The organism is Streptomyces sp. NPDC091281 (genome assembly GCF_044757425.1).
Classification (GTDB): domain Bacteria; phylum Actinomycetota; class Actinomycetes; order Streptomycetales; family Streptomycetaceae; genus Streptomyces.
On record NZ_JBIVUY010000006.1, the window covers coordinates 474,410 to 497,134 of the forward strand.

15 protein-coding genes and 1 rRNA gene are annotated in these 22,725 nt (G+C 73.5%); 10 read left to right on the top strand and 6 right to left on the bottom strand.

Annotation, left to right across the window (positions count from 1 at the left end; all coding sequences use genetic code 11):
- The first annotated feature begins 171 nt into the window (after positions 1–171).
- Complete coding sequence (locus ACIQPQ_RS19055; RefSeq protein WP_401305189.1) at positions 172–4,839, top strand: hypothetical protein; 4,668 nt, start codon at positions 172–174, stop codon at positions 4,837–4,839.
- A gap of 190 nt (positions 4,840–5,029) precedes the next feature.
- Here ACIQPQ_RS19055 and ACIQPQ_RS19060 read toward each other — a convergent pair whose 3' ends face one another.
- The gene (locus ACIQPQ_RS19060) at positions 5,030–5,611 is read right to left on the bottom strand and encodes a hypothetical protein (protein ID WP_401305191.1); all 582 of its coding nucleotides are present in this window, start codon (positions 5,609–5,611) and stop codon (positions 5,030–5,032) included.
- A gap of 450 nt (positions 5,612–6,061) precedes the next feature.
- On the opposite strand from ACIQPQ_RS19060, the gene ACIQPQ_RS19065 reads away from it, so the two are divergent.
- The 4 genes from ACIQPQ_RS19065 to ACIQPQ_RS19080 are packed head-to-tail and all read left to right on the top strand — an operon-like array spanning position 6,062 to position 10,393.
- Positions 6,062–8,899, top strand: coding sequence for a nitrate- and nitrite sensing domain-containing protein (locus tag ACIQPQ_RS19065; protein WP_401305193.1), 2,838 nt, complete (start codon positions 6,062–6,064; stop codon positions 8,897–8,899).
- Entirely contained in the window at positions 8,896–9,330 is a 435-nt protein-coding gene (locus tag ACIQPQ_RS19070) for a roadblock/LC7 domain-containing protein (RefSeq protein WP_401305195.1), read from the top strand. Before ACIQPQ_RS19065 ends, ACIQPQ_RS19070 begins: the two co-directional genes overlap by 4 nt.
- Before the next feature lie 9 nt (positions 9,331–9,339).
- On the top strand, positions 9,340–9,735 hold the full coding sequence (locus tag ACIQPQ_RS19075; protein ID WP_401305197.1) for a DUF742 domain-containing protein: 396 nt from the start codon (positions 9,340–9,342) through the stop codon (positions 9,733–9,735).
- 52 nt (positions 9,736–9,787) lie between these two features.
- A complete protein-coding gene (locus ACIQPQ_RS19080) occupies positions 9,788–10,393 on the top strand; it encodes a GTP-binding protein (protein ID WP_401305199.1) in 606 nt (201 codons plus the stop codon).
- 245 nt (positions 10,394–10,638) lie between these two features.
- Here the strand turns inward: ACIQPQ_RS19080 and ACIQPQ_RS19085 are convergent, their stop codons facing one another.
- Together ACIQPQ_RS19085 and ACIQPQ_RS19090 are read right to left on the bottom strand one after the other, a co-directional pair.
- The gene (locus ACIQPQ_RS19085; RefSeq protein ID WP_401305200.1) at positions 10,639–11,850 is read right to left on the bottom strand and encodes a lipid-transfer protein; all 1,212 of its coding nucleotides are present in this window, start codon (positions 11,848–11,850) and stop codon (positions 10,639–10,641) included.
- Positions 11,847–12,368 carry a Zn-ribbon domain-containing OB-fold protein gene (locus ACIQPQ_RS19090; protein WP_401305202.1) on the bottom strand — a complete coding sequence of 174 codons (522 nt, stop codon included), beginning with the start codon at positions 12,366–12,368 and terminating at the stop codon, positions 11,847–11,849. Before ACIQPQ_RS19090 ends, ACIQPQ_RS19085 begins: the two co-directional genes overlap by 4 nt.
- A 104-nt stretch (positions 12,369–12,472) precedes the next feature.
- Between ACIQPQ_RS19090 and ACIQPQ_RS19095 the strand changes: the two genes are divergently transcribed.
- Together ACIQPQ_RS19095 and ACIQPQ_RS19100 are read left to right on the top strand one after the other, a co-directional pair.
- Complete coding sequence (locus ACIQPQ_RS19095) at positions 12,473–13,348, top strand: M15 family metallopeptidase (protein ID WP_401305204.1); 876 nt, start codon at positions 12,473–12,475, stop codon at positions 13,346–13,348.
- 45 nt (positions 13,349–13,393) lie between these two features.
- Positions 13,394–13,930, top strand: coding sequence for an NUDIX domain-containing protein (locus tag ACIQPQ_RS19100; protein WP_383782215.1), 537 nt, complete (start codon positions 13,394–13,396; stop codon positions 13,928–13,930).
- 30 nt (positions 13,931–13,960) lie between these two features.
- On the opposite strand, the gene ACIQPQ_RS19105 is transcribed toward ACIQPQ_RS19100, so the two are convergent.
- Positions 13,961–16,348, bottom strand: a complete 2,388-nt coding sequence (locus tag ACIQPQ_RS19105) for a glycoside hydrolase family 31 protein (protein ID WP_401305206.1) — start codon at positions 16,346–16,348, stop codon at positions 13,961–13,963.
- A 216-nt stretch (positions 16,349–16,564) separates the two neighbouring features.
- Here ACIQPQ_RS19105 and ACIQPQ_RS19110 point away from each other — a divergent pair, with 216 nt between their 5' ends.
- Both ACIQPQ_RS19110 and ACIQPQ_RS19115 read left to right on the top strand, forming a co-directional pair.
- Entirely contained in the window at positions 16,565–18,532 is a 1,968-nt protein-coding gene (locus ACIQPQ_RS19110) for an acetoacetate--CoA ligase (RefSeq protein ID WP_401305208.1), read from the top strand.
- A gap of 89 nt (positions 18,533–18,621) precedes the next feature.
- A complete protein-coding gene (locus ACIQPQ_RS19115) occupies positions 18,622–19,533 on the top strand; it encodes a hypothetical protein (protein WP_401305210.1) in 912 nt (303 codons plus the stop codon).
- 79 nt (positions 19,534–19,612) lie between these two features.
- Here ACIQPQ_RS19115 and ptsP read toward each other — a convergent pair whose 3' ends face one another.
- The gene (gene ptsP / locus ACIQPQ_RS19120; protein ID WP_401305261.1) at positions 19,613–21,283 is read right to left on the bottom strand and encodes a phosphoenolpyruvate--protein phosphotransferase; all 1,671 of its coding nucleotides are present in this window, start codon (positions 21,281–21,283) and stop codon (positions 19,613–19,615) included.
- Between the two features lie 81 nt (positions 21,284–21,364).
- Positions 21,365–21,814: a PTS glucose transporter subunit IIA gene (locus ACIQPQ_RS19125; RefSeq protein ID WP_383782222.1), complete on the bottom strand. Its 450-nt coding sequence runs from the start codon at positions 21,812–21,814 to the stop codon at positions 21,365–21,367.
- A 616-nt stretch (positions 21,815–22,430) separates the two neighbouring features.
- Here ACIQPQ_RS19125 and ACIQPQ_RS19130 point away from each other — a divergent pair.
- Positions 22,431–22,725, top strand: a 16S ribosomal RNA gene (locus ACIQPQ_RS19130); the annotation flags it as partial.

Here is a 22,725-nt window from a genome sequence, read left to right on the forward strand (position 1 = left end):
CCCGTAGCCCCGTAGCCCCGTAGCCCCGTAGCCCCGTAGCCCCGTACTCCGGAGGCGGTCCGGTACCCCTGAGCCCCGCCCGCCGCCGACACCCTCACCCCGTCCACCCCCTCACCCCGTCCGCCGCCCCCGCTTTCCCCCCAGCTGTCCGAAGACTTACGAGAGTCCGCCATGTACGAGCTGTCCCGGGTCCGCCTCTACTCCATCGGTCCTGCCGGTGCGCGCTACGCCGACACCGTGCTTGACCTGCGGGGCGTCGGCGACGTCGTGCCCGACCCCGCCCCCACCCAGGCGGAGTTCTTCGCGGACGAGCCGGTCGGCCCCCCGCGCCGCCCCGCGCCCGCCGGAGTGCTCTTCCTGGAGAACGGCGGCGGCAAGTCCGTCCTGCTCAAGCTGATCTTCTCGGTCATGCTCCCCGGCCACCGCAACACGCTCGGCGGCGCCAGCTCCGGCGTGCTGCGCAAGTTCCTGCTCGCCGACGACTGCGGCCACGTCGCGCTGGAGTGGCAGCACGTGCTGACCGGCGAGTGCGTCGTCGTCGGCAAGGCCAGTGAGTGGCGCGGCCGCCAGGTCTCCAACGACCCGCGCAAGTTCGCCGAGGCCTGGTACTCGTTCCGCCCCGGACCCGGCCTCAGCCTCGACAACCTGCCCGTCGCCGAGTCCACCGCCGTCCGGCCCTCCGTCGAGGGCCAGTCCGGCGCCCGCGGACGCCGCCGCACCATGAAGGGCTTCCGCGACGCCCTCACCGAGGCGGGCAAGGCCTACCCCCACCTGGAGATCCACTGGGAGGAGATCCACGACCGCTGGATCGAGCACCTGGGCGACCTCGGCCTCGACCCCGAACTCTTCCGCTACCAGCGGGAGATGAACGCCGACGAGGGCGAGGCTGCCGGTCTCTTCGCCGTCAAGAAGGACTCCGACTTCACCGACCTGCTGCTGCGCGCGGTCACCGACACCCGTGACACCGACGGACTCGCCGACCTCGTCGGCGGCTTCGGCAACAAGCTCGGCCGCCGCGCCGAACTCATGGCCGAACGCGACTTCACCGCGGGCTCCGTCGACCTCCTCGGCCGGATCGTCGAGGCCGCCGGCACCCGGGCCCGCAGCCGGGACGTCCACGCCGCCGCCGAGCGCCGCACCCGCACCCTCGCCCGGCGGCTGTCCGCCCGCGGCGTCCGCGAACGGGCCCGCGCCGCCGACCTCGCCCAACGCGTCACCGCCGCCGCCTACACCGTCACCCACTCCGAGGGCGGCCGCGGGCGCGCCGCCCTCGTCGCCGCCGAACTCGCCTACCGGCACGCCTCCCTGGCCCTCGCCGCCGCCGAGAAGGCCGCCGCCGCGCAGAAACGCGAACTGGCCGACGCGCGCACCCTGCACGCCGCCTGGCAGGCCGCCGAGGCCGTCCTGCGCCACCGCGCCGCCGCCGACCGCGCCACGCGCGTCTCCGCCGCCATCCAGGAGGCCGAGCGCGACGCCGCCCCCGCTCTCGCCGCCCGCGCCCGCGCCGCCCTCGACCTCGTCCGCGCCCTGCACACCGCCGCCGACAGCGCCGAACACCTCGCCAACGAGCAGGAGGAGCGCTCCGCCGCCCTCCAGGAGGTCGGCGAGGCCGCCCACCGCGACGCCACCGCCGCCGCCACCGACGCCCAGCGGGCCCGCAGCGAGATCGGCCACCTCCGCCAGCGCCTCACCGAGGTCGAGCAGGAGACCGCCGAGGCCGTCCGGGCGGGCTGGCTCGACGACAGCGCCCCCGACGCCGATCCCGCGCGCGCCGCGCTCGCCGCCAGCGACGCCGAGAAGGAGGCCGTCGCCGCCTGGGACACCGCCCGCGAGGCCGCCCGCCGGGCAGGCGAACAGGCCCGTGAGGCCGCCTCCGCCGAGTCCCGCGCCGAACTCACCGCCGCGCGCGCCGCGGACGCCGCCATCGCGGCCCGCCGCGCCCACGACGCCGAACGCCGTACCGCCGAGTCCCTCGCCCGCGAGACCCGCCTCGCGGAACTCCTCGGTCTCACCGACGGCACCGCGCCCCGGATCATCCCCCAGCCCCGCCAGGACGGCGAGTCCGACGACGCCGTCCTCACCCCCGAGGACCTCGACCGCTCCGCCGACGAGGTCGGCACCCTCCTCGACGACGCCGTCGCCTCCGCTGAACGCCAGCTCTTCGACCTGCGCACCGACGCCGCCGACGACTCCCGCATCCTCGGCGCCCTCGGCGACGGCGGCCTCCTGCCGCCCGGTCCCGACGTCCTCGCCACCGTCGAGTTCCTGGGCGAGCACGGCATCCCCGCCCTGCCCGGCTGGCGCTACCTCGCCCAGGCCGTCGACCCCGCCGACCACGCCCGTGTCCTCGCCGCCCGGCCGGAACTCGTCGACGGCGTCATCATCACCGACCCCGACTCGCACGCCCGCGCCCGCGACGCCCTCGGCGACGCCGCCCTGCTGCCCCGGTCCGCGGTCGCCGTCGGCACCGCCGCCGCCCTCCTCGCCCCCACCCCGCCCCCCGGCACCGACGCCGGTGACGTCTTCCTCGTCCCGCCGAATCCGGCCATGCACGACGAGCACGCCGCCGACGAGGAGCGGCAGGCCCTGCGCGCGCGGGCAGCCGAGCGGGACGAGGAGATCCGACGCCTCGCCGCCCGCCTCGCCAAGGACCGCGAACTCGCCGCCCGTCTCACTTCCTGGCGCACCGGCTGCCCCGCCGGACGCCTCGCCGAACTCGCGGCCGCCGCCGAGGAGGCCCAGGGCTTCGCCGAGGAGTCCGAGGCCGAACTCTCCGAGGCACGCACCCTGCGCGCGGAGACCGAGGAGGCCGCCGCCGAGGCCGCGCAGGCCCGCGACGAACGGCAGGAGGCCGCCCAGCGCGCCCGGCGGGCCGCCGACGCCCTCGCCGGGCTCGCCTTCCGGCTGCGCGAACGGGCCGGCTGGCAGGTCTCCCTGCGCGAACTCGCCGACGAGGCCGCCGAGTCGGAGGGCCGCGCCCAGTCCTGCCTGGAACGCGCCCGCGCCGCCGACGAGGACCGCCGCGCCGCCCAGCGCGCCGCCGACGACGCCCGCCGCACCGCCCGCGCGCTGCGCGCCGAGCGCGCCGAGATCGCGGGCGCCCCCGACGACGTACCGCACGACGGCACCGACGGCTCCGGCGGTGCGGACGGCTCGGGCGGTGCGGACGGCGCCGAGGACTCCGGCGCGCCGCGCGCGGCCCTGCCCGCCCTGCGCGAGGCCTACCGGGCCGCCTCCCAGCTGTACGAGAAGGTCGGCGTCGGCGCCGACCTGCGCGCCGAACAGGCCCGCGCCGAGAGCGACGAGAGCGCCGCCCGCGCCGAACTGGACCGCCTCAGCAACAAGGTCCGCACCCGCGCCGAGGTTCTGCTCCAGTCGCCCGACGGCTCCGACGGCCCCTCCCGCCAGGCCGCCGCCGCCCGCGCCGACGAACTCGTCCAGCTCCTGGAGACCCGCGCGTCCACCGCGAGCGAGCAGCTCGGACGTCTGCGCGGCGAGGCCGAACGGCACGCCCCCGAGGACGGCGAGGCCCACACCGACCTGGCCGACGACCTCCGGCCGAGCGACGCCGAGCACGCCCAGACCCTGCTGCGTACGGCCACCACCGAACTCGCCTCCCGTACCGAGGCGTTGGCCCAGGCCAAGCAGACCCACGCCGAACTCCTCGACGCCCACCGGGCCGCCGAGGACGCGGCCGGCGGCTTCGACGAGACCGCCGCGCTCCTGCGCGACCTGCTGCGCGAGCACACCCCCGACGAGGACCAGGACGAGCCGGAGCCCCACCCCGGCACCCTGGAGGAGGCCCGGCACGCCGCCGCCGAGACCCGCAGGTCCCTGCGCGGCTGCGCCGCCGACCTGTCCGCCGCCGAGGCTGCCGTCCGCGAGGCGAGCGACGTCCTCGTCCGGCACGCCAACTCCACCCGCTACGAGCAGGTCCGCACCCCGGCCCGCCAGCAGATCCGCGAACTGCCCGCCGCCGCCCTGCCCGAGCACGCCCAGAAGTGGGCCGACGCCTTCGCCCCCCGGCTGCGCGTCCTCACCGACGAGCTGGCCCAGCTCGAACGCAACCGCGACTCGATCGTGGACCGGCTGCGCGGCCTCGTGGAGTCCGCCCTCGCCACCCTGCGGTCCGCGCAGCGGCTGTCCCGGCTGCCCGAGGGGCTGGGGGAGTGGTCGGGCCAGGAGTTCCTGCGCATCCGCTTCGAGGAACCGGACCAGGCCACCCTCACCGAACGGCTCGGCGAGGTCGTCGACGAGGCGACCCGCGCGGCCGTCAAGAAGAACTCCGACCTGCGCCGCGACGGCATGTCCCTGCTGCTGAGGGGCGTCGCCGCCGCCCTCCACCCCAAGGGCGTCGCCGTGGAGATCCTCAAGCCGGACGCCGTGCTGCGCGCCGAACGCGTCCCCGTCGGACAGATGGGCGACGTCTTCTCCGGCGGCCAGCTCCTCACCGCCGCCATCGCCCTGTACTGCACGATGGCCGCCCTGCGCAGCAACGACCGGGGCCGTGACAAGCACCGTCACGCCGGGACGCTCTTCCTCGACAACCCCATCGGCCGCGCCAACGCGACCTATCTCCTGGAGCTCCAGCGGGCCGTCTCCGACGCCCTCGGCGTCCAACTCCTCTACACCACCGGCCTCTTCGACACGACCGCGCTGGCGGAGTTCCCGCTCGTCATCCGGCTGCGCAACGACGCCGACCTCCGGGCGGGCCTGAAGTACATCAGCGTCGAGGAACACCTCCGCCCGGGTCTGCCTCCGCAGCCCCGCCCCGAGGAGGCGGTGCACAGTGAGATCACGGCGACCCGCATGTACAAGCGCCCGCAGACGCGCGCCTGACACGCCGTCCGGACATCCGCGGTCCTGCAGTGCGGGCCGTCCCGGCAAGCCAAGGCGGCGGCTCGCGGTGCGTTGCTCCCTGTGAGCCATCGCGATCCGCGGTCTGTTGCTCCCCGTAAGCCGCGTCGGCCGTGCGCTCACCTTCCCGGGGAGCGCACGGCCGACGGCTCAGGACTGGCTCAGTGCTGTCTCAGGAGTGGGTCAACTGCCCCGCGCCGCCGGTGCGGCGACGTATCCGCCCCTGCGTCCGCTCGGCCGCCTGGGCCTGACGGCGGGCACGGCGGCGCTCCTTGCGCAGGGCGCGGGCCGTGCTGCTCGGCTCCGACACGACGCCGTTGCGCTGGTTCCACACCTGTCGGGTGACCCACACGTCCAGGACGGACCAGGTCGCCACCACGGTGCTCGCCACACTGCTGATCACCATGGGGAAGGCCAGCCACGACCCGGCCAGGGTCGACAGGAAGGCGACCATGGCCTGAAGCAGCGTCACGGCGATGATCAGCACCGCCCGCACCGCGGCCGTGCGCACCGGGTCGGGAAGCCGCCGTCTGCGCGCGGGCTCCTCCACCCACAACTGCCGTATCGCCGAAGGCTCCTGCGCCGCCTCGTCGGCCCTAACGCCACGCGCTGCGGTCCGCGCGTCCGAGGTCCGCGCGGACTCCGCCTCCGGAGTACTCCATGGAGCACTGTTCCGTGGTGCCGAGGCGCCAGTCACCCCGTCCTCGTCCCGTTCCAGGTCGTCGAGCGTCCCGCGCCGCTCCGCCGTGCCCATCAACGTGTCACTCCCCACCGCCGGCAGACCCCCTGCTTCCCGGTCCCCGCGCCACACAACTCCCGTGCCACGGAACCGGCTCCCCTGTTGGCTGCCCGGCTTGCGTCCCTTTACGCCGCTCGGATGCCGTACAGGACTCCCGTGTCCGGTTCCGCACCCGATTTCCACCTACTAGGACGAAGAAAACGCCCGAAAGATTCCCCAGATACGAAAAATTCTGGCCAACTACTCCCGGATGCGGCGCGGACCGCGCGTGCTGCCACAACGGACGATCAGGGCTGCCATCTCCCGTAATGAACGGACAACTCCCCCCGGAGCACACACCCCTACGGACGCGGGGATTCCGGACGTCTCTTCGAGGAGTGCCCGCGTCGGTAGTAGGCTCGCGCCGTTTGTTGACGCACATGCGTACTCCCCGGCGCCCGTGGGGGGTTCGAGCTGGGGGAGGACATGCGCTTTCGCGGGAAGTCGATCCGCCGGAAGATCGTGGCGCTGCTTCTCGTGCCGCTGGTGTCCCTGACCGTCATCTGGGCCTTCGCCACCGTGCTCACCGGCCGCGAGGCGAACCGCCTGTTCACCGTCTCCCACCTGGTGGAGAAGCTCGGATACCCGATCGAGGACACGGTCCGGGTGGTCCAGCAGGAACGCCGCCAGACCCTCGTCTACCTCGCCGACCCGCGCGCCTCGGACGCCCTGTCGGCGCTGCGCCGCACCCGGACCGTCACCGACACCGCCCTCGCCGAGATCCGCGCCAACGCCCGTGACTCCAAGGTCCGCGACTCCCTCGACCAGGACGACAGCGAAGGCCTCACCGCCGTGCTCGACGCGTTCGACGGCGTCGACTCCCTGCGCCGCAGCGTCGAGGACGGCACCGTGGACCGGGCCCAGGCCCTGGACCTCTACAACCGGGTGGTCGACCCCTGCTACGCCCTCCTCGCCAAGCTCGACGTCGTCGACAGCGTGGAGATGGACAAGCAGTACCGCGCCCTCGTCAGCGTCGCCCGCGCCCGCGAACTCCTCTCCCGCGAGGACGCCCTGCTCGGCTCCGCGCTCGTCGTGGGCCGCGTCTCGCGCGACGAGATCCGCGACATCTCCGACCTGGAGGCCCAGCGCGAGGTCGTCTACGACATCAGCCTCGCCCAACTCCCCGCCGCGGAGCGCGAACGCTACGAGAGCTTCTGGAAGAACGCCACCACCGCCCCCCTGCGCACCGCCGAACAGGCCGTCGTCTCCACCGCCCCCGGCACGATGCCCCGCGGCGTCACCGCCCGGACCTGGGACACCTCCGCCGCGACCGTCCTGGACGAACTCGGCACCCTCGACGAGCAGGCCAACGACCGCTACCAGGACCGCGTCCGCCCGGTGGCGACGCTCGTCATCACCCGCTTCGTCGCCGACGGCGTCCTCGGCCTGATCGCGGTCCTCCTCTCCGTCTTCCTCTCCGTCCGCGTCGGCCGCGGCCTCATCCGCGACCTGCGCCAGCTCCGCCTCGACGCCCACGAGGCGTCCGCCGTCCGGCTGCCCAGCGTCATGCGCCGCCTCTCCGCGGGCGAACAGGTCGACGTCGAGACCGAGGTGCCGCGCCTGGAGTACGACAGGAACGAGATCGGCGAGGTCGGCCAGACCCTCAACACGCTCCAGCGCGCCGCCGTCGAAGCGGCCGTCAAACAGGCGGAACTGCGCTCCGGGGTCTCCGAGGTGTTCGTCAACCTCGCCCGCCGCAGCCAGGTCCTGCTGCACAAGCAGCTCACCCTCCTCGACACCATGGAGCGCCGGACCGACGACGGCGAGGAACTCGCGGACCTCTTCCGCCTCGACCACCTCACCACCCGCATGCGCCGCCACGCCGAGGGCCTGGTCATCCTCTCCGGGGCCGCCCCGTCCCGGCAGTGGCGCAAGCCGATCCAGCTCATGGACATCGTGCGCGCCGCCGTCGCCGAGGTGGAGGACTACGAACGCGTCGAGGTACGGCGCCTGCCCCGCGTCGCCGTCACCGGCCCCGCCGTCGCCGACCTCACCCACCTCGCCGCCGAACTCCTCGAGAACGCCTGCGTGTTCTCCCCGCCGCACACCGCCGTCCAGGTCGTCGGCGAGCGCGTCGCCAACGGGTTCACCCTGGAGATCCACGACCGGGGCCTCGGCATGTCCCCGCATGCGCTCCTCGACGCCAACCTGCGGCTCGCCGAGACACCCGAGTTCGAACTGTCCGACACCGACCGGCTCGGCCTCTTCGTCGTCAGCCGCCTCGCCCAGCGGCAGAACGTCCGCGTCTCCCTCCAGCCGTCCCCCTACGGCGGCACCACCGCCGTCGTCTTCATCCCCGACGCCCTCCTCACCGACGATGTCCCCGACACCAACGGCGTCGGCTTCCGGCTCGACCGGCCCCGGCCGCCCAAGAACGGCGAGCCCACGCCCGCCGCCCGGTCCGCGCTGCCGCACGCGCCCGTGCACCTCGCGGGCCTCTCCGCTCCCCTGCTCGACGGCCCCGTCGAACTGGAGGCGCCGATCGGCGGGCACACCCTCACCGGCTTCCCGGCCTCCCTGGACGACGACCCGGACCGCAGCGGCCTCCTCGGCCCGCGCCGCCCGCTCACACGCGGGCAGGACGCCCCGGCCACCGGACCCGACCGTCCCGGCGCGGGCATCCCGGCAGGCGGCCTGGCCCACGGCACCGGCTCCGGGCGGGACGAGGACCCCGCGGAGCCGCCCGTCACGGCCGCGGCCCCCGTCCCCCTGCCGACCCGCCGCACGCCCAAGCTGGTCAGTTCGCACGGCCGCCCGGTGCCCGACCAGCGCCCCCGCCGCACGGACCCGGCGGAGCCGTCGTACCGGACGGCGGGACGACGGCCCGAGGACGACGGCGCGCCCGCGCCGCTGCCCTCACGCCGCCGGGGCACGGCCCCGCAGATCCCCCGCAACGCCGGCCCCGACGAGCACCGCGCGCCCGCCACCCGGACGGGGCCCGATCCTCGGGCGGACAGCGACACCGGCCCGGGACCCGGCACCGGTCCCGGCCGGGACATCGGCCCCACCACCGGTCCCGCCACCGGTACGGGCGCCCTGCCCCGCCGCATACGGCAGGCCAACCTCGCGCCGCAGCTGCGGCAGGTCTCCGAGCGGCCCCCGCGGGACGTCTCCGACCTCGCGGACCGGGACGCCGACCAGGTCCGCAGCCGGATGGCCTCGCTCCAGCGGGGCTGGGAACGCGGGCGCGCGGAGAACGCCGCGGACGACGATCCGCGCGGCGGCACAGCAGCACACCGAACGACAGAGGGGGACGGTCGATGACCGCACCGAACGCGACCGACCACGACGGCACCGGCAACGGTGAACTCAACTGGCTCCTGGACGACCTCGTGACACGAGTCGCCGGTATCCGCAAGGCTCTCGTCCTGTCCGGCGACGGCCTGCCGACGGGCGTCTCCAGAGACCTCAGCCGGGAGGACAGCGAGCACCTCGCCGCCGTGGCCTCCGGGTTCCACAGCCTCGCCAAGGGCGTCGGCCGCCACTTCGAGGCGGGGCGCGTCCGGCAGACCGTCGTCGAACTGGACGAGGCGTTCCTGTTCGTCACCGCCGCCGGTGACGGCAGCTGCCTCGCGGTCCTCACGGACGCCGACTCCGACGTCGGCATGGTGGCGTACGAGATGACGCTCCTCGTGAAGAGAGTCGGGGTACATCTGGGCACCGCGCCGCGCACCGATCAGTCCTCGGGCGGGTAGTGACACGGCATGAGCACAGACGGTCAGGCAACCAGTCACTGGTTCGACGACGAGGCGGGCCCCGTCGTCCGTCCCTACGCCATGACACGCGGTCGCACCACCAGCGCCGTCCAGCACCGTCTCGACCTGATCGCGGTCGTCGTCACGGAACCCCACGCCGGTGACCCGGACGACGACCCGCGGCTGTCGCCGGAACACGTCGAGATCGTCGACCTGTGCCGCGACGTCCCGCAGTCGGTCGCGGAACTCGCCGCCGCGCTCGACCTCCCGGTCGGCGTGGTCCGCGTCCTCATCGGCGACCTCGTCGACGCCCGCCTCGTCCACGTCAACCGGCCGGTGCCCCCGGCCGAGCTGCCGGACGAGAGCATCCTCCGCGACGTCATAGACGGCCTCCGCGCCCTGTGAACAGCGCACTACCCCTCCGTTTCCCCCCGCCTCCCACCAGGAGAGATCACCGATGACACCCGGGCGTTCCGAGCGTGGCCGACCGCCGGTCGAACCCGTCACGCTCAAGATCCTGGTGGCGGGCGGATTCGGGGTCGGCAAGACCACCCTGGTCGGTGCCGTGAGCGAGATACGGCCGCTGCGCACCGAGGAGCACCTCACCGAGGCGGGCCGCCCGTTCGACGACACGACCGGCGTCGAACGCAAGCACACCACCACCGTCGCCATGGACTTCGGCCGCATCACCCTGCGTGAGGGCCTGTCGCTCTACCTGTTCGGCACGCCCGGCCAGGAACGCTTCTGGTTCATGTGGGACGAACTGTCCGAGGGCGCGCTGGGCGCCGTGGTCCTGGCCGACACCCGCCGCCTGGACGACTGCTTCGCCGCCGTCGACTACTTCGAACGCCGCTCCATCCCCTTCCTGGTGGGCGTCAACTGCTTCGAGGGCGTCGCCCGCCACTCCGCGGACGACGTACGACGCGCCCTCGACCTGGACGACGAGGTACCGATCCACCTCTGCGACGCCCGAGACCGCACCTCCGTCCGCGACATCCTCGTCTCCCTGGTAGAACACGCCCTGACCTACACCCCACCCCGCACCCCTTCAATCACCACCTAACCCCCACCCCCTACCCCAGGGGCGCGGGGAACCGCGCAGGCCAGCAGGACCCCACCAGCACCGCAAACCCACCAGGCCACCCCCTACCCCAGGGGCGCGGGGAACCGCGCACATCAGCGGGCCCCACCCGCACCCCAAACCCACCAGGCCACCCCCCACCTCAGGGGCGCGGGGAACCGCGCACACCACCCCAAACCCACCCGCACCCAAACCCACCCGCACCCAAAAGCCCACCCGCCCCCTCCTCACCGCACCGCCACCACCGCCGACCCATGCCCGAACAACCCCTGATTCACCGCGATCCCCACCCCCGCCCCGTCGACCTGCCGCGCACCCCCCTCCCCCCGCAACTGCCGCGTCACCTCACACACCTGCGCGATCGCCTGCGCGGGCACCGCCTCTCCGAACGAGGCGAGCCCCCCACTCGTGTTCACCGGCACGCGCCCCCCGAGCGCCGTCACCCCCTCCCGCAGCAACCCAGCCCCCTCACCCTCGCCGCACAGCCCCAGGTCCTCGTACCACTGCAACTCCAGCGCCGTCGACAGGTCGTACACCTCCGCCAGCGAGAGGTCCTCCGGCCCGACCCCCGCCTCCTCGTACGCCGCCGCGGCGATCGACGCCCGCAACGACGACCCCCACGACCCTGACGACCCTGACGGCTCGACCGCCACCGCCGAGTCGGTCGCGATGTCCGGCAGATCCAGCTCCGTGACGGGGAACCGCGGACCGATCGTCGTCACCGAGCGGATTCGCACCGGATCGGCCACCCCGTGCCGCCGCGCGAACTCCACGCTGGAGAGGATGAGCGCGGCGCCCCCGTCCGAGGTCGCGCAGATGTCGAGCAGCCGCAGCGGATGCGCCACCACGGCCGAGGCAGCCACCTCCTCGACGGTGACCCGCGCGCGGTAGCGGGCGTAGGGGTTGAGCGCCCCCACCGCCGCGTTCTTCACCTTCACCCCCGCGAAGTCCTCAGGCGTGTCCCCGTACAGCGCCATGCGGCGCCGCGCGTAGAGCCCGAAGTACGTCGGATTCGTCGCCCCGAGTATCCGGAAGCGCAGCCAGTCGGGGTCATCGGGCCGGTCCCCGCCAGCGGGCCGGAAGAACCCCTTCGGCGCCGAGTCCGCCCCGACGACCAGGACGACGTCCGCCAGCCCGGCGAGTATCCGGGCCCGCGCCACGGCGATCGCCTGCCCGCCGGACGCGCACGCCGCGTACACACTCGTCACGTCCGCGCCCTGCCACCCCAGCGCCCCGGCGAACGTCGCGCCCGCCACGTACCCCGGATAGCCGCCCCGTACGGTGGCCGCGCCGACCACCGAGCCGACGTCCGCCCACGCCAGACCGGCGTCGTCGAGCGCCGCGCGCGCCGCCACCACGCCGTACGCGACGAAACCGCGCCCCCACTTGCCCCACGGGTGCTGCCCCACGCCGAGCACCGCGATGTCACGCCCCGTCATTCCTTCACCTCCGTCGGCCTCCACCACCACGTCGTCCGCACCGTGTCGGTGCCCTCGCCGAGCACACCGGCGACGACCTCGGCCTCCATGCCCACCGCCAGATCGGCGACGCTGACTCCGGGAACCGCCTGCCCCAGCACCACCATCCGCTCGGCCTCCAGCTCCACAGCGATCAACGCGTACGGCTCCCACGGAAGTTCCGGGTTCGTCACATAGGGTGACGGCGGCCGGTAGCGGCTGTCGGTGAAGGACCAGATCCGGCCGCGCCGCGACAGCGGCACCTCCTCCAGCGCGCCCCCGGCGCACGCCGGGTTGCGGCAGTACGTGTCCTCACGGGGGAAGAAGACGGTGCCGCAGGCCGAGCAGCGCGTCCCGAGCAACACGAACCCGCCACCGGCCCCGCCGCCCTCCCGCCCCTTCCCGCTTCCGCCGCCGTCCCCTCCGCTGCTGTCCCCTCCGCCGTCGTCCTCGCCGTCCCGGAACCAACCCGGCATCACCGGAGTACGTGGACCCGTCATGACCCCTCCCCACGCGCCGACCGTTTCTGACGGAACGTCAGAAGTGTGGCACGCGCGGCACCGAATGGGCAGAGTGCGCCCGCCCGCCTGATAGACCGGGCGACATGCCCCGACGCCCCGCCGCGCTCCGCACACTCGTCACCGCCCTGACGACCGTCCTCGCCCTCACCACCCCCACCGCCGCGACGGCCCGCACGAGCCCCACCCCAGCGCCGACAGCCACCTCCACCTCAGCACCGGCAGGCACCCCGACCCCGAAGGCCTCGACCCCCAAGGCGCCCGCCGACTTCGTCGCCCTGAGCGCCGTGGACCCGACCGTCCGCCAGGAGATCCGCTACGCCACCCCGCACACGTTCCTCGGCACGCGCGTCGACGGCTACCTCCGCCCGGTCTGCCTCCTCACCCGCCCCGCCGCCAAGGCGCTCCGCACCGCGCAGCGCCGCCTCCTGCGCCACGGCTACACCCTCAAGGTCTACGACTGCTACCGGCCCCAGCGCGCCGTGGACCAGTTCGTCCGCTGGGCCGAGGACCCCGACGACCAGACGATGAAGGGCGAGTTCTACCCCTGGGGCGACAAGTCCCGCCTCTTCGCGGACGGATACATCGCCCGCCGCTCGGGACACAGCCGGGGCTCCACCCTGGACGTCACCCTCGTCCGCCTGCCCGCGCGTCCGACCCGGCCGTACGTCCCCGGCGAACCCCTCACCCCGTGCACGGCGCCCCGCGCGGAGCGCTTCCCCGACAACTCGGTCGACATGGGCACCGGCTACGACTGCTTCGACCTCCTCAGCCACACCCTCGACCCCCGTGTCCAAGGCGCCGCGCGCGCCCACCGCCTCCTGCTGAAGCGGACCCTCGAACACGTGGGCTTCGTGAACCTCGCCCAGGAGTGGTGGCACTACACCCTGGCGGACGAGCCCCATCCGGACACGTACTTCGACTTCCCCGTCACCCCCACGTCCCTCACCAGCGCGTTCTGACGGACCCGCACACGGTGACCGCCCTTGATCGGATACAGTCCGCGCGTGTCCGAAACTCAAGCCTCCGCTTCCAACTCCGCGCCCGGCTCCCACTGTTCGAGCTGCGGAGCGCCCTATGGAGAGGGCGTCACGGGCTGGCCCCGCACCTGCCCGGCCTGCGCCGCCACGGCCTATCGCAACCCCCTGCCGGTCGCCGTCGCGCTCCAGCCCGTGTACGACGCGAAGGGCACCGCCCTGGTCGTCATCACCCGAACCGTCGCTCCCGCGCGCGGTGGTGTCGCGCTTCCCGGCGGCTTCATCGACGACCGTGAGGACTGGCGCCAGGCGGTCGTCCGCGAACTCCGCGAGGAGACGGGCATCGAGGCCGCCGCGCGCGACGTACGTCTCGCCGACGCGCTCAGCTCGCCCGACGGTCACCTCCTCCTCTTCGGGCTGCTGCCGGAACGCCCGGCCGACCGTCTGCCCGTCTCGGTGGCGACCGACGAGACCGAGGGCTGGCACCTCCTGCACCGGCCCGACGAACTCGCCTTCCCGCTGCACACGCTCGCCGTGCGCGCGTTCTTCGAGGGCCGTTACATCTGAGCCGCCGCGGCCCGGACCCGCGGACGCCTCCTACGGCTGAACCGCGGCGCCGAGCCCGCGCACGCGCACGGGGTGGGACGGCTCGTACAGGCCGTCTTCCCCCTCCGGCCCCTCCCGCTCGACGACGACCCCGAGGCGCCCCTTCCAGCGCGACACGTACCGTTCCACCTCGGGCTCCTCCCAGCCGTCTCCCGCGTCCCGCACCACCAGTCCGCCGCCGGTCCGCCCGCGGGCCGGCGCCCACACCTCCAGCTCCAGCCCGCCGTCCGCGCCGCGCACCGGCAGAACGGCACCCGCGCGCGCGAGCACCGGTATCCGTCCCGGCGGCGCGTCCACGAGCACCTGCCCTGGCCCCTGGTACGTCCGTTCCGTCGCCGTGTCGTACCAGAGCCCCCGCGGCAACTGCACCGCCCGCCGGTCCGCGCCCGGGTCCAGCACCGGCGCCACCAGCAGACAGTCACCCAGCAGGAAGGCGTCCTCGCAGTCGCGCAGCGCCCGGTCCTCCGGCGCCGCCCACCACAGAGGCCGCACATAGGGAGCCCCCGTCCGCCGCGCGAGATGCGCGAGCGTCACGAAGTACGGCAGCAGCCGCCGACGCTCCACGAGCGTCGCGCGCGCGTGCGCCAGCACCTCCGGCGCGAACTCCCACGGCTCCCCGTGCCCCGCCCGCCGCCCCGCGCGCGTGCGGAACAACGGCAGGTACGCGCCCAACTGGAGTCGGCGCAGATACAGCTCGGGGGAGACGGGCCCCTCCGCGCCGCCCGCGTCCGGCCCCGCGTATGGCACCCCGCACAGACCCAGCCCCAGGACGAGCGACAGCGACGCGCGCAGCCCCGGCCAGCCCGCCGCGACCTCCCCGGCCCCCACACCGCCGTACCGCTGCGCACCGGCCCAGCCGGAGCGCGCCAGGACGAACGGCCGCTCCTCGGGCAGCAGCTCCCGCAGCCCCTCGTAGGCCGCCTGCGCCATGCACAGGCCGTAGACGTTGTGCGCCTCCCGGTGATCGCCACCGCGGCCTTCCAGCGCGTGCCGGGCCGACCGGGGGAGCGTCGACTCCCCGAACGCGGTGAACGCGGTCGGCTCGTCCAGGTCGTGCCGGACACCCGCGAACCCCTGCTCCAGCCGCTCCGCGTGCAGGGCGCCCCACCACGCGCGCACCCGCGCGTGCGTGAAGTCCGGGTACAGCGACGCGCCCGCGCGTCCCTCGCCCTCCACCAGCCGCCCCGTCCCGTCCCGCACGAAGACGTCGCCGGCTGTTCCCGCGTCGTGCACCGGGTCGCCCGCCGCGGCCGGTACGGACGGAGCCTGGACCGACACCAGCCGTATCCCGTCCCGCCGCAGCTCGTCCGCGAGCACCGGCAGCTTCCCGAACCGCTCCCGGTCCACCGTGAACCCCCGCCGCTCCGCCAGGTGCTCGACGTCCAGGTGCACCGCGTCCAGCGGCAGACCGTGCTCATGGTGCGCCGCGACGACCCGCCGTACGCCCTGGTCGCCGCCGAAGTCCTCACGTGCGTGCTGATGGCCGAGCGCCCAGGACGGCGGCAGTGCCGGAGCCCCGGTGAGCGACGCCCACGCGAACAGCACGCGCGACGGCGTCCCCACCATCACCCAGCAGCGCAGCGGACCGCCCTCCATGCGCAGCTCCGACACGCCCGGCCGGTCGTGCCCGGAACCCGCCCCCTCCTCACCCTCCCTCAGCCGCACCGCGCCGTCCCAGGTCGTGTCGTAGAACGCCAGGTGCGTCGCCGCGTCCGCCACCACCATCTGCGCGGGCATCGTCAGGTGCGGCGGATCGTCGCCCGGACCGACCGGCCGACCGGGATCGGTGTTCCACAGGCGGTACGTCCCCCCGCGCAGGCGCGGACCGCCGGTGCGCCCGCCGAGCCCGAAGAACCGCCCGTCCGCCGCCACCTCCGACCGCTGCATCCACCGCCCGCCGCCCCCGTCCCGCGTCTCCCACCAGCGCGGCGGCAGATCCCGCCGCAACGTCACCCCGCCCGGCGTCCGCACCTCGATCGCCCCGTGCCGGGACACGACCACCGTCACCCGCTCCGCCACCACCCGCCAGCCACCGTCCATGTCCGGCTCCAGCACCGCCCGCGGATCGGCCTCCGGACACCGCCCGGCCAGCGCGTACGACGGCTCGGGCTCCGCCCCGTCCCACCCCCAGAACACCGACCCGTTCGCCGCCACGTGCAGCCGCAGCTCCGAACGCCCGAAACGGATCGTCCCGCCACCCGGCCCCGGCTGCGCGTCCCGCACCGCACCGGGCACCCGCGCCCGCTCCGCACCCCGCGCCGGCAGCCCGGTGGCGTCCGTCCGCCGCCTGCGCCACGCCGCCCTCACGGTCCGCCACCGCTGCGCCGCCCCCACGGGACCGCCCACCGTCATCGAACGCACCAGGCCACGACCGTTCATGCTGCTCACCCTGTCACTGAACGCTCCCCGCGGACGGGTCGTTCAACTGCCGTTCACCCCGTGTTGCGACCACATCTTCACGACACGGACTGTGTGGGACACACCCTGGTGCCGAAGTCGATCACATGGCATCGTCCGTGTCAGCCGCGTCACGCGCACACCCCCGCACGTGCGCGGTCGACGCACACAACGCGCACAGCCCCGGGAGCCGCACCCATGACGACCGCCATCCCCGAGCCGCTCTGGCAGCCCGACCCGCAGCGCGTCGCCGACGCGCAGGTCACCAAGTTCCAGGCCTGGGCCGCCGAGCACCACGGCGCCCCCGCCGACGGCGGCTACCCCGCGCTGCACCACTGGTCCGTCACCGAACTGGAGGCCTTCTGGCGGGCCGTCACGCAATGGTTCGACGTACGGTTCTCGACGCCCTACGCGCGCGTGCTCGGCGACCGCGCCATGCCCGGCGCCGAGTGGTTCCCCGGAGCCACCCTCAACTACGCCGAACACGCCCTGCGCGCGGCCGACACCCGTCCGGACGAACCGGCCCTCCTGCACGTCGACGAGACCCACGAACCCCGGCCCGTCACCTGGTCAGAGCTGCGCCGCCAGGTCGGCTCCCTCGCCGCCGAACTCCGCGCCCTCGGCGTCCGCCCCGGCGACCGCGTCAGCGGCTACCTGCCGAACATCCCGCAGGCCGTCGTCGCCCTCCTCGCCACCGCCGCGGTCGGCGCCGTCTGGACCTCCTGCGCCCCCGACTTCGGCGCGCGCAGCGTCCTCGACCGCTTCCAGCAGGTCGAACCCGTCGTCCTCTTCACCGTCGACGGCTACCGCTACGGCGGCAAGGAGCACGACCGCCGCGACACCGTCGCCGAACTCCGCCGCGAACTGCCCACCCTGCGCGCCGTCGTCCACATCCCCCTCCTCGGCACGGACGCCCCCGACGGCACCCTCGACTGGTCGGCCCTGACCTCGGGCGACACCCCGCCCGTCTTCGAACAGGTCGCCTTCGCACACCCCCTGTGGGTGCTGTACTCCTCCGGCACGACCGGCCTCCCCAAGGCCATCGTCCAGTCCCAGGGCGGCATCCTCGTCGAACACCTCAAACAGCTCGGCCTGCACTGCGACCTCGGCCCCGAGGACCGGTTCTTCTGGTACACCTCGACCGGCTGGATGATGTGGAACTTCCTCGTCTCCGGCCTCCTCACCGGCACCACCGTCGTCCTCTACGACGGCAGCCCCGGCCACCCCGACACCGCCGCCCAGTGGCGCATCGCCGAACGCACCGGCGCCACTCTCTACGGCACCTCCGCCGCGTACGTCATGGCCTGCCGCAAGGCGGACGTCCACCCCGCCCGCGACTTCGACCTCTCACGCGTCCGCTGCGTCGCCACCACCGGCTCCCCCCTGCCCCCCGACGGCTTCCGCTGGCTCCACGACGAGGTGCGCGCCGACCTGTGGATCGCATCCGTCAGCGGCGGCACCGACGTCTGCTCCTGCTTCGCCGGCGCCGTCCCGACCCTCCCCGTCCACACCGGCGAACTCCAGGCACCCGGCCTCGGCACCGACCTCCAGTCCTGGGACCCGCAGGGCCGGCCCCTCGTCGACGAGGTCGGCGAACTCGTCGTCACCAACCCCATGCCGTCGATGCCCGTCCGCTTCTGGAACGACCCCGACGGCAGCCGCTACCACGACAGCTACTTCGACACCTACCCCGGCGTCTGGCGCCACGGCGACTGGATCACCCTCACCTCACGCGGCTCCGTGATCATCCACGGCCGCTCCGACTCCACCCTGAACCGCCAGGGCGTCCGCATGGGCTCCGCCGACATCTACGAAGCCGTCGAACGCCTCCCCGAGATCAAGGAATCCCTGGTCATCGGCGTCGAGGAACCCGACGGCGGCTACTGGATGCCCCTCTTCGTCCACCTCGCCCCCGGCGCCGCCCTCGACCAGCCCCTCCTCGACCGCATCAAGCGCACCATCCGCACCGAACTCTCCCCCCGCCACGTCCCCGACGAGGTCATCGAGGTCCCCGGCATCCCCCACACCCTCACCGGCAAGCGCATCGAGGTCCCCGTCAAACGCCTCCTCCAGGGAACCCCGCTGGAGAAAGCCGTCAACCCCGGCTCCATCGACCGCCTCGACCTCCTCGCCTTCTACGTCGACCTCGCCCGCAAACGCGCCTGACCTGCACCGGAGCACGGCCCAGGACCCGTTGTCAGTGCGGCCGGTTACGTTGAGTGAGCATTGATGACTGCGCACTCACAGGGGGAGCCATGACGGCCCACACCGACCACCGCACCATGCGACGCGTCCTGCGCCGTGAGATCGCCGGCACCATCGGACTGCTCACCGACGAGCACGACTTCCGCGCCATGCGCCGCTACCGCACCTTCGCCTTCGCCGACCACGCCACCTACCTCCGCCAGGTCGAGGAACTCCTCAGGATCAGGGCCCGCCAAGGCACCCACACCACGGTCGCCCTCTTCGACCCACGGGAGTACGCGGACTACTGCCGGGCCAAGGACCTCGACCCCGACGTCCCCGCCCACCGCACCCGCTTCACCGCCGAACTCGCCACCACCGGCCCCACCCTGCCCTACGACGGCAGGCCCCTCGCCGACCTCGTCCCCGACCTGGTCGACGAGGCCGTCCGCCAGGCCACCTGGGAGTACGCGGCCACCCTCCTCGCCCGCCTCGGCCCCTGCGCCACCTGCGGCGAGGACGTCGGCCGCGCCGCCTTCTCCGGCGCCTCCGACCTCGTCGTCCGCATCCTCGACACCGCACCGCCCGGCGACCGCCACCTGGTGTGCAGCGTCACCGGCACACCCGAGACCCTCGTCGCCGCCCTCCGCGCCGACGGCGACACCGACGGCACCCCGCTCGACGAGGCCGAGGTCCTCGAATTCACCACCGTCCTCGCCCTCGGCGTCGCCACCCGGAGCCCCGGCGGCCTGGTCGTCCGCGTCAGCACACCCGACCGACCCGACCGGGTCTACGGCTGGCGACTGCGCGACGGAGCCCTCCACCCCCTGACCGCGGGAGAGGTCTTCGACGCCTACTGCACCGACGCCGACTCCGGCGACCTCATCGCCCCCGAACCCGGCGTCGACTACGGCGCACCACCCGCCCTCACCCGCGACGACCCCGACGCACCGGAAAGCCCGCCGACCGGCCACCACCACTGACCCGGCAACGGCGGAGGGGCGCTCCGCCCGAAGACGAAGCGCCCCTCCTGCCACCCGGCCGGTGCCGTCGCGGACCGTGCTACTCGCCGGAAAGCACGGCCTGCGCCGCGCTGCGCGCCTCCTCGGCGCTGTCCGCCGCCCGCGCGGCCACCGCGGCCCGCTTGCACTGCGCCAACGTGTACTTCGCCAGCGTCGCCCGCACATACGGAATCGACGCCGACCCCATGGAGAGAGAGGTGACACCCAGCCCGGTCAGCACACACGCGAGCAGCGGGTCGGACGCGGCCTCACCGCAGACACCACAGCTCTTGCCCTCGGCCCTGGCCGCCTCGGCGGACAGCGCGACGAGGTCGAGCAGCGCGGGCTGCCACGGGTCCTGGAGCCGGGACACCGCACCGACCTGCCGGTCCGCCGCGAACGTGTACTGCGCCAGGTCGTTGGTCCCCAGCGACAGGAACTCGACCTCGCGCAGGATCGAGCGCGCCCGCAGCGCGGCCGAGGGAATCTCCACCATGGCGCCGAACTTGGCGTTCAGCCCCGCCGCCCGGCAGGCCTCCGCGAACGCCTTCGCGTCGGCACGGTCCGCCACCATCGGGGCCATCACCTCGAGGTGGACCGGCAGGCCCTCGGCGGCCCGCGCCAGCGCCGACAGCTGCGTCCGCAGCACCTCGGGGTGGTCGAGCAGCGACCGCAGCCCGCGCACGCCGAGCGCCGGGTTGGGCTCGTCGGCCGGTGTCAGGAAGTCGAGCGGCTTGTCCGCGCCCGCGTCGAGGACCCGGACCACGACCCGGCCCTCGGGGAACGCCTCCAGCACCTGCCGGTAGGCGTCGACCTGCTTCTCCTCGGACGGCGCCTGCTTGCTGTCGTCGAGGAAGAGGAACTCGGTCCGGAACAGACCGACCCCCTCCGCCCCGGCCTCGACGGCGGCCGGTACGTCACCCGGCCCGCCCACGTTCGCCAGCAGCGGCACCCGGTGCCCGTCCGCGGTGGCCCCCGGACCGGTCGACGCCGACAGCGCCGCCCTGCGCTCCGCGGCCGCCGCCTCCAGCTGGGCCTTCTTCTCCTCGCTCGGCGCGACGAAGACCTCACCGCTGCTGCCGTCGACGGCGATCACCGTCCCCTCGGCGAGTTCACCGGCCCCCGGCAGCGCCACGACCGCCGGTACGCCGAGCGCCCGCGCGAGGATCGCGCTGTGACTCGTCGGCCCGCCCTCCTCGGTCACGAACCCCAGCACCAGCGTCGGGTCGAGCAGCGCGGTGTCGGCCGGGGCCAGGTCCCGCGCCACCAGCACGTACGGCTCGTCGCTGTCCGGGACGCCGGGCATCGGAACGCCCAGCAGCCGGGCGACGATACGGTTCCGCACGTCGTCGAGGTCGGCCACCCGGCCCGCGAGGTACTCACCGGCCGCGGCCAGCAGCTCCCGGTACGCGGCGAAGGCGTCGTACACCGCCCGCTCGGCGGTGCTGCCGACGGCGATGCGCCGTTCCACGTCCACCATCAGCTCGGGGTCCTGGGCCATCAGCGCCTGAGCTTCCAGCACCGCCTGGGCCTCACCTCCCGCGAGGTTGCCCCGCGCGGTCAGGTCGGCCGCCACGGCGTCCACGGCCCGGCGGGCGCGGGCCTGTTCCCGGCCCGCCTCTCCGGCCGGAATCTGCTTGGCGGGCGGTTCGAGCACCGCCGTCCCCATGTGCCGAACCTCGCCGATCGCCACACCGTGGCTCACGCCGACGCCTTGCAGCGTTGTCTCCATCTCACCCGTCTCCGGTCGTGCGGCGGTCACCGCCGCCGCGGTGGTCGTCCTGTGTGCCGTCATACGGACGGCACCTTTGCGTCAGCTCCAGGAGAAGAGCTGGTCGCCCGTCTTCACGTCGCCGTTCTCGACCAGTCCGGCGAGCGCGTCGGCGGTGGCCTCAAGGGCGACGACGGGGCAGATCGGGGACTTGCCGGCCTCTTCGACCGCGGCCGGGTTCCAGCGCACGACGGCCTGTCCGCGCGTGACGGTGTCCCCCTTGTTCACCAGCAGCTCGAAACCGGCGCCGTTGAGCTGCACCGTGTCGATGCCGAGGTGGGTGAGCACACCGTGGCCCTCGGAGTCGACGACGACGAAGGCGTGCGGGTGGAGGGAGACGATCACCCCGTCCACGGGTGAGACGGCCTCGGAGGGCTCACGCACCGGGTCGATCGCGGTGCCGGGTCCGACCATGGCTCCGGAGAAGACCGGATCGGGCACGGCGGCCAGTCCGATGGCGCGTCCGGCGAGCGGGGACGTCACGGTGGTCATGAGGAGCCTCCCAGGGGGGTGGAGATGTACACGGGCCGTCACTACCAGTCCCGGACGGCGCGCTGTTCAGCAGGGTATGTCATATGAAGTACCCATTCCGTACCGCATCCCGACCGTGGTCTAGACCACTAGCCTAATCGATTTGCACGCGCTCCGCGCCCCCGTGTACAGTCGTACTCCTGCCTGAGGGTGAGCGACGCGATCAAGCACGCTTAACCGGGCAGCACCCAACTTGTCAGACCTCCTCTCGGATCGTCTTTCGCATGCCTGCGAAACGGTGGTCAGGGAGACGGAAAAACACTGATAGAGTCGGAAACGCAAGAACACAGCAGGACAGCACAACAAAGCAAAACAAGCAGTACCCGAAGGGAAAATGCCCGGAGGAAAGCCTGAGCCGGTTGGCTGGGGTGAGTACGAAGGAAGCGTCCGTTCCTTGAGAACTCAACAGCGTGCCAAAAGTCAACGCCAGATATGTTGATACCCCGTTCCCGGCAGTGATAGCCGGGGATGTGGTTCCTTTGAAGAAAAAACACACAGCGAGGACGCTGTGAACGGCCGGGCTTATTCCGCCTGGCTGTTCCGCTCTCGTGTGTGTGAACCGGATGACCGGTACACATTCACGGAGAGTTTGATCCTGGCTCAGGACGAACGCTGGCGGCGTGCTTAACACATGCAAGTCGAACGATGAAGCCCTTCGGGGTGGATTAGTGGCGAACGGGTGAGTAACACGTGGGCAATCTGCCCTGCACTCTGGGACAAGCCCTGGAAACGGGGTCTAATACCGGATATCACTCTTGCAGGCATCTGCGAGGGTTTAAAGCTCCGGCGGTGCAGGATGGGCCCGCGGCCTATCAGCTTGTTGGTGAGGTAATGGCTCACCAAGGCGACGACGGGTAGCCGGCCTGAGAGGG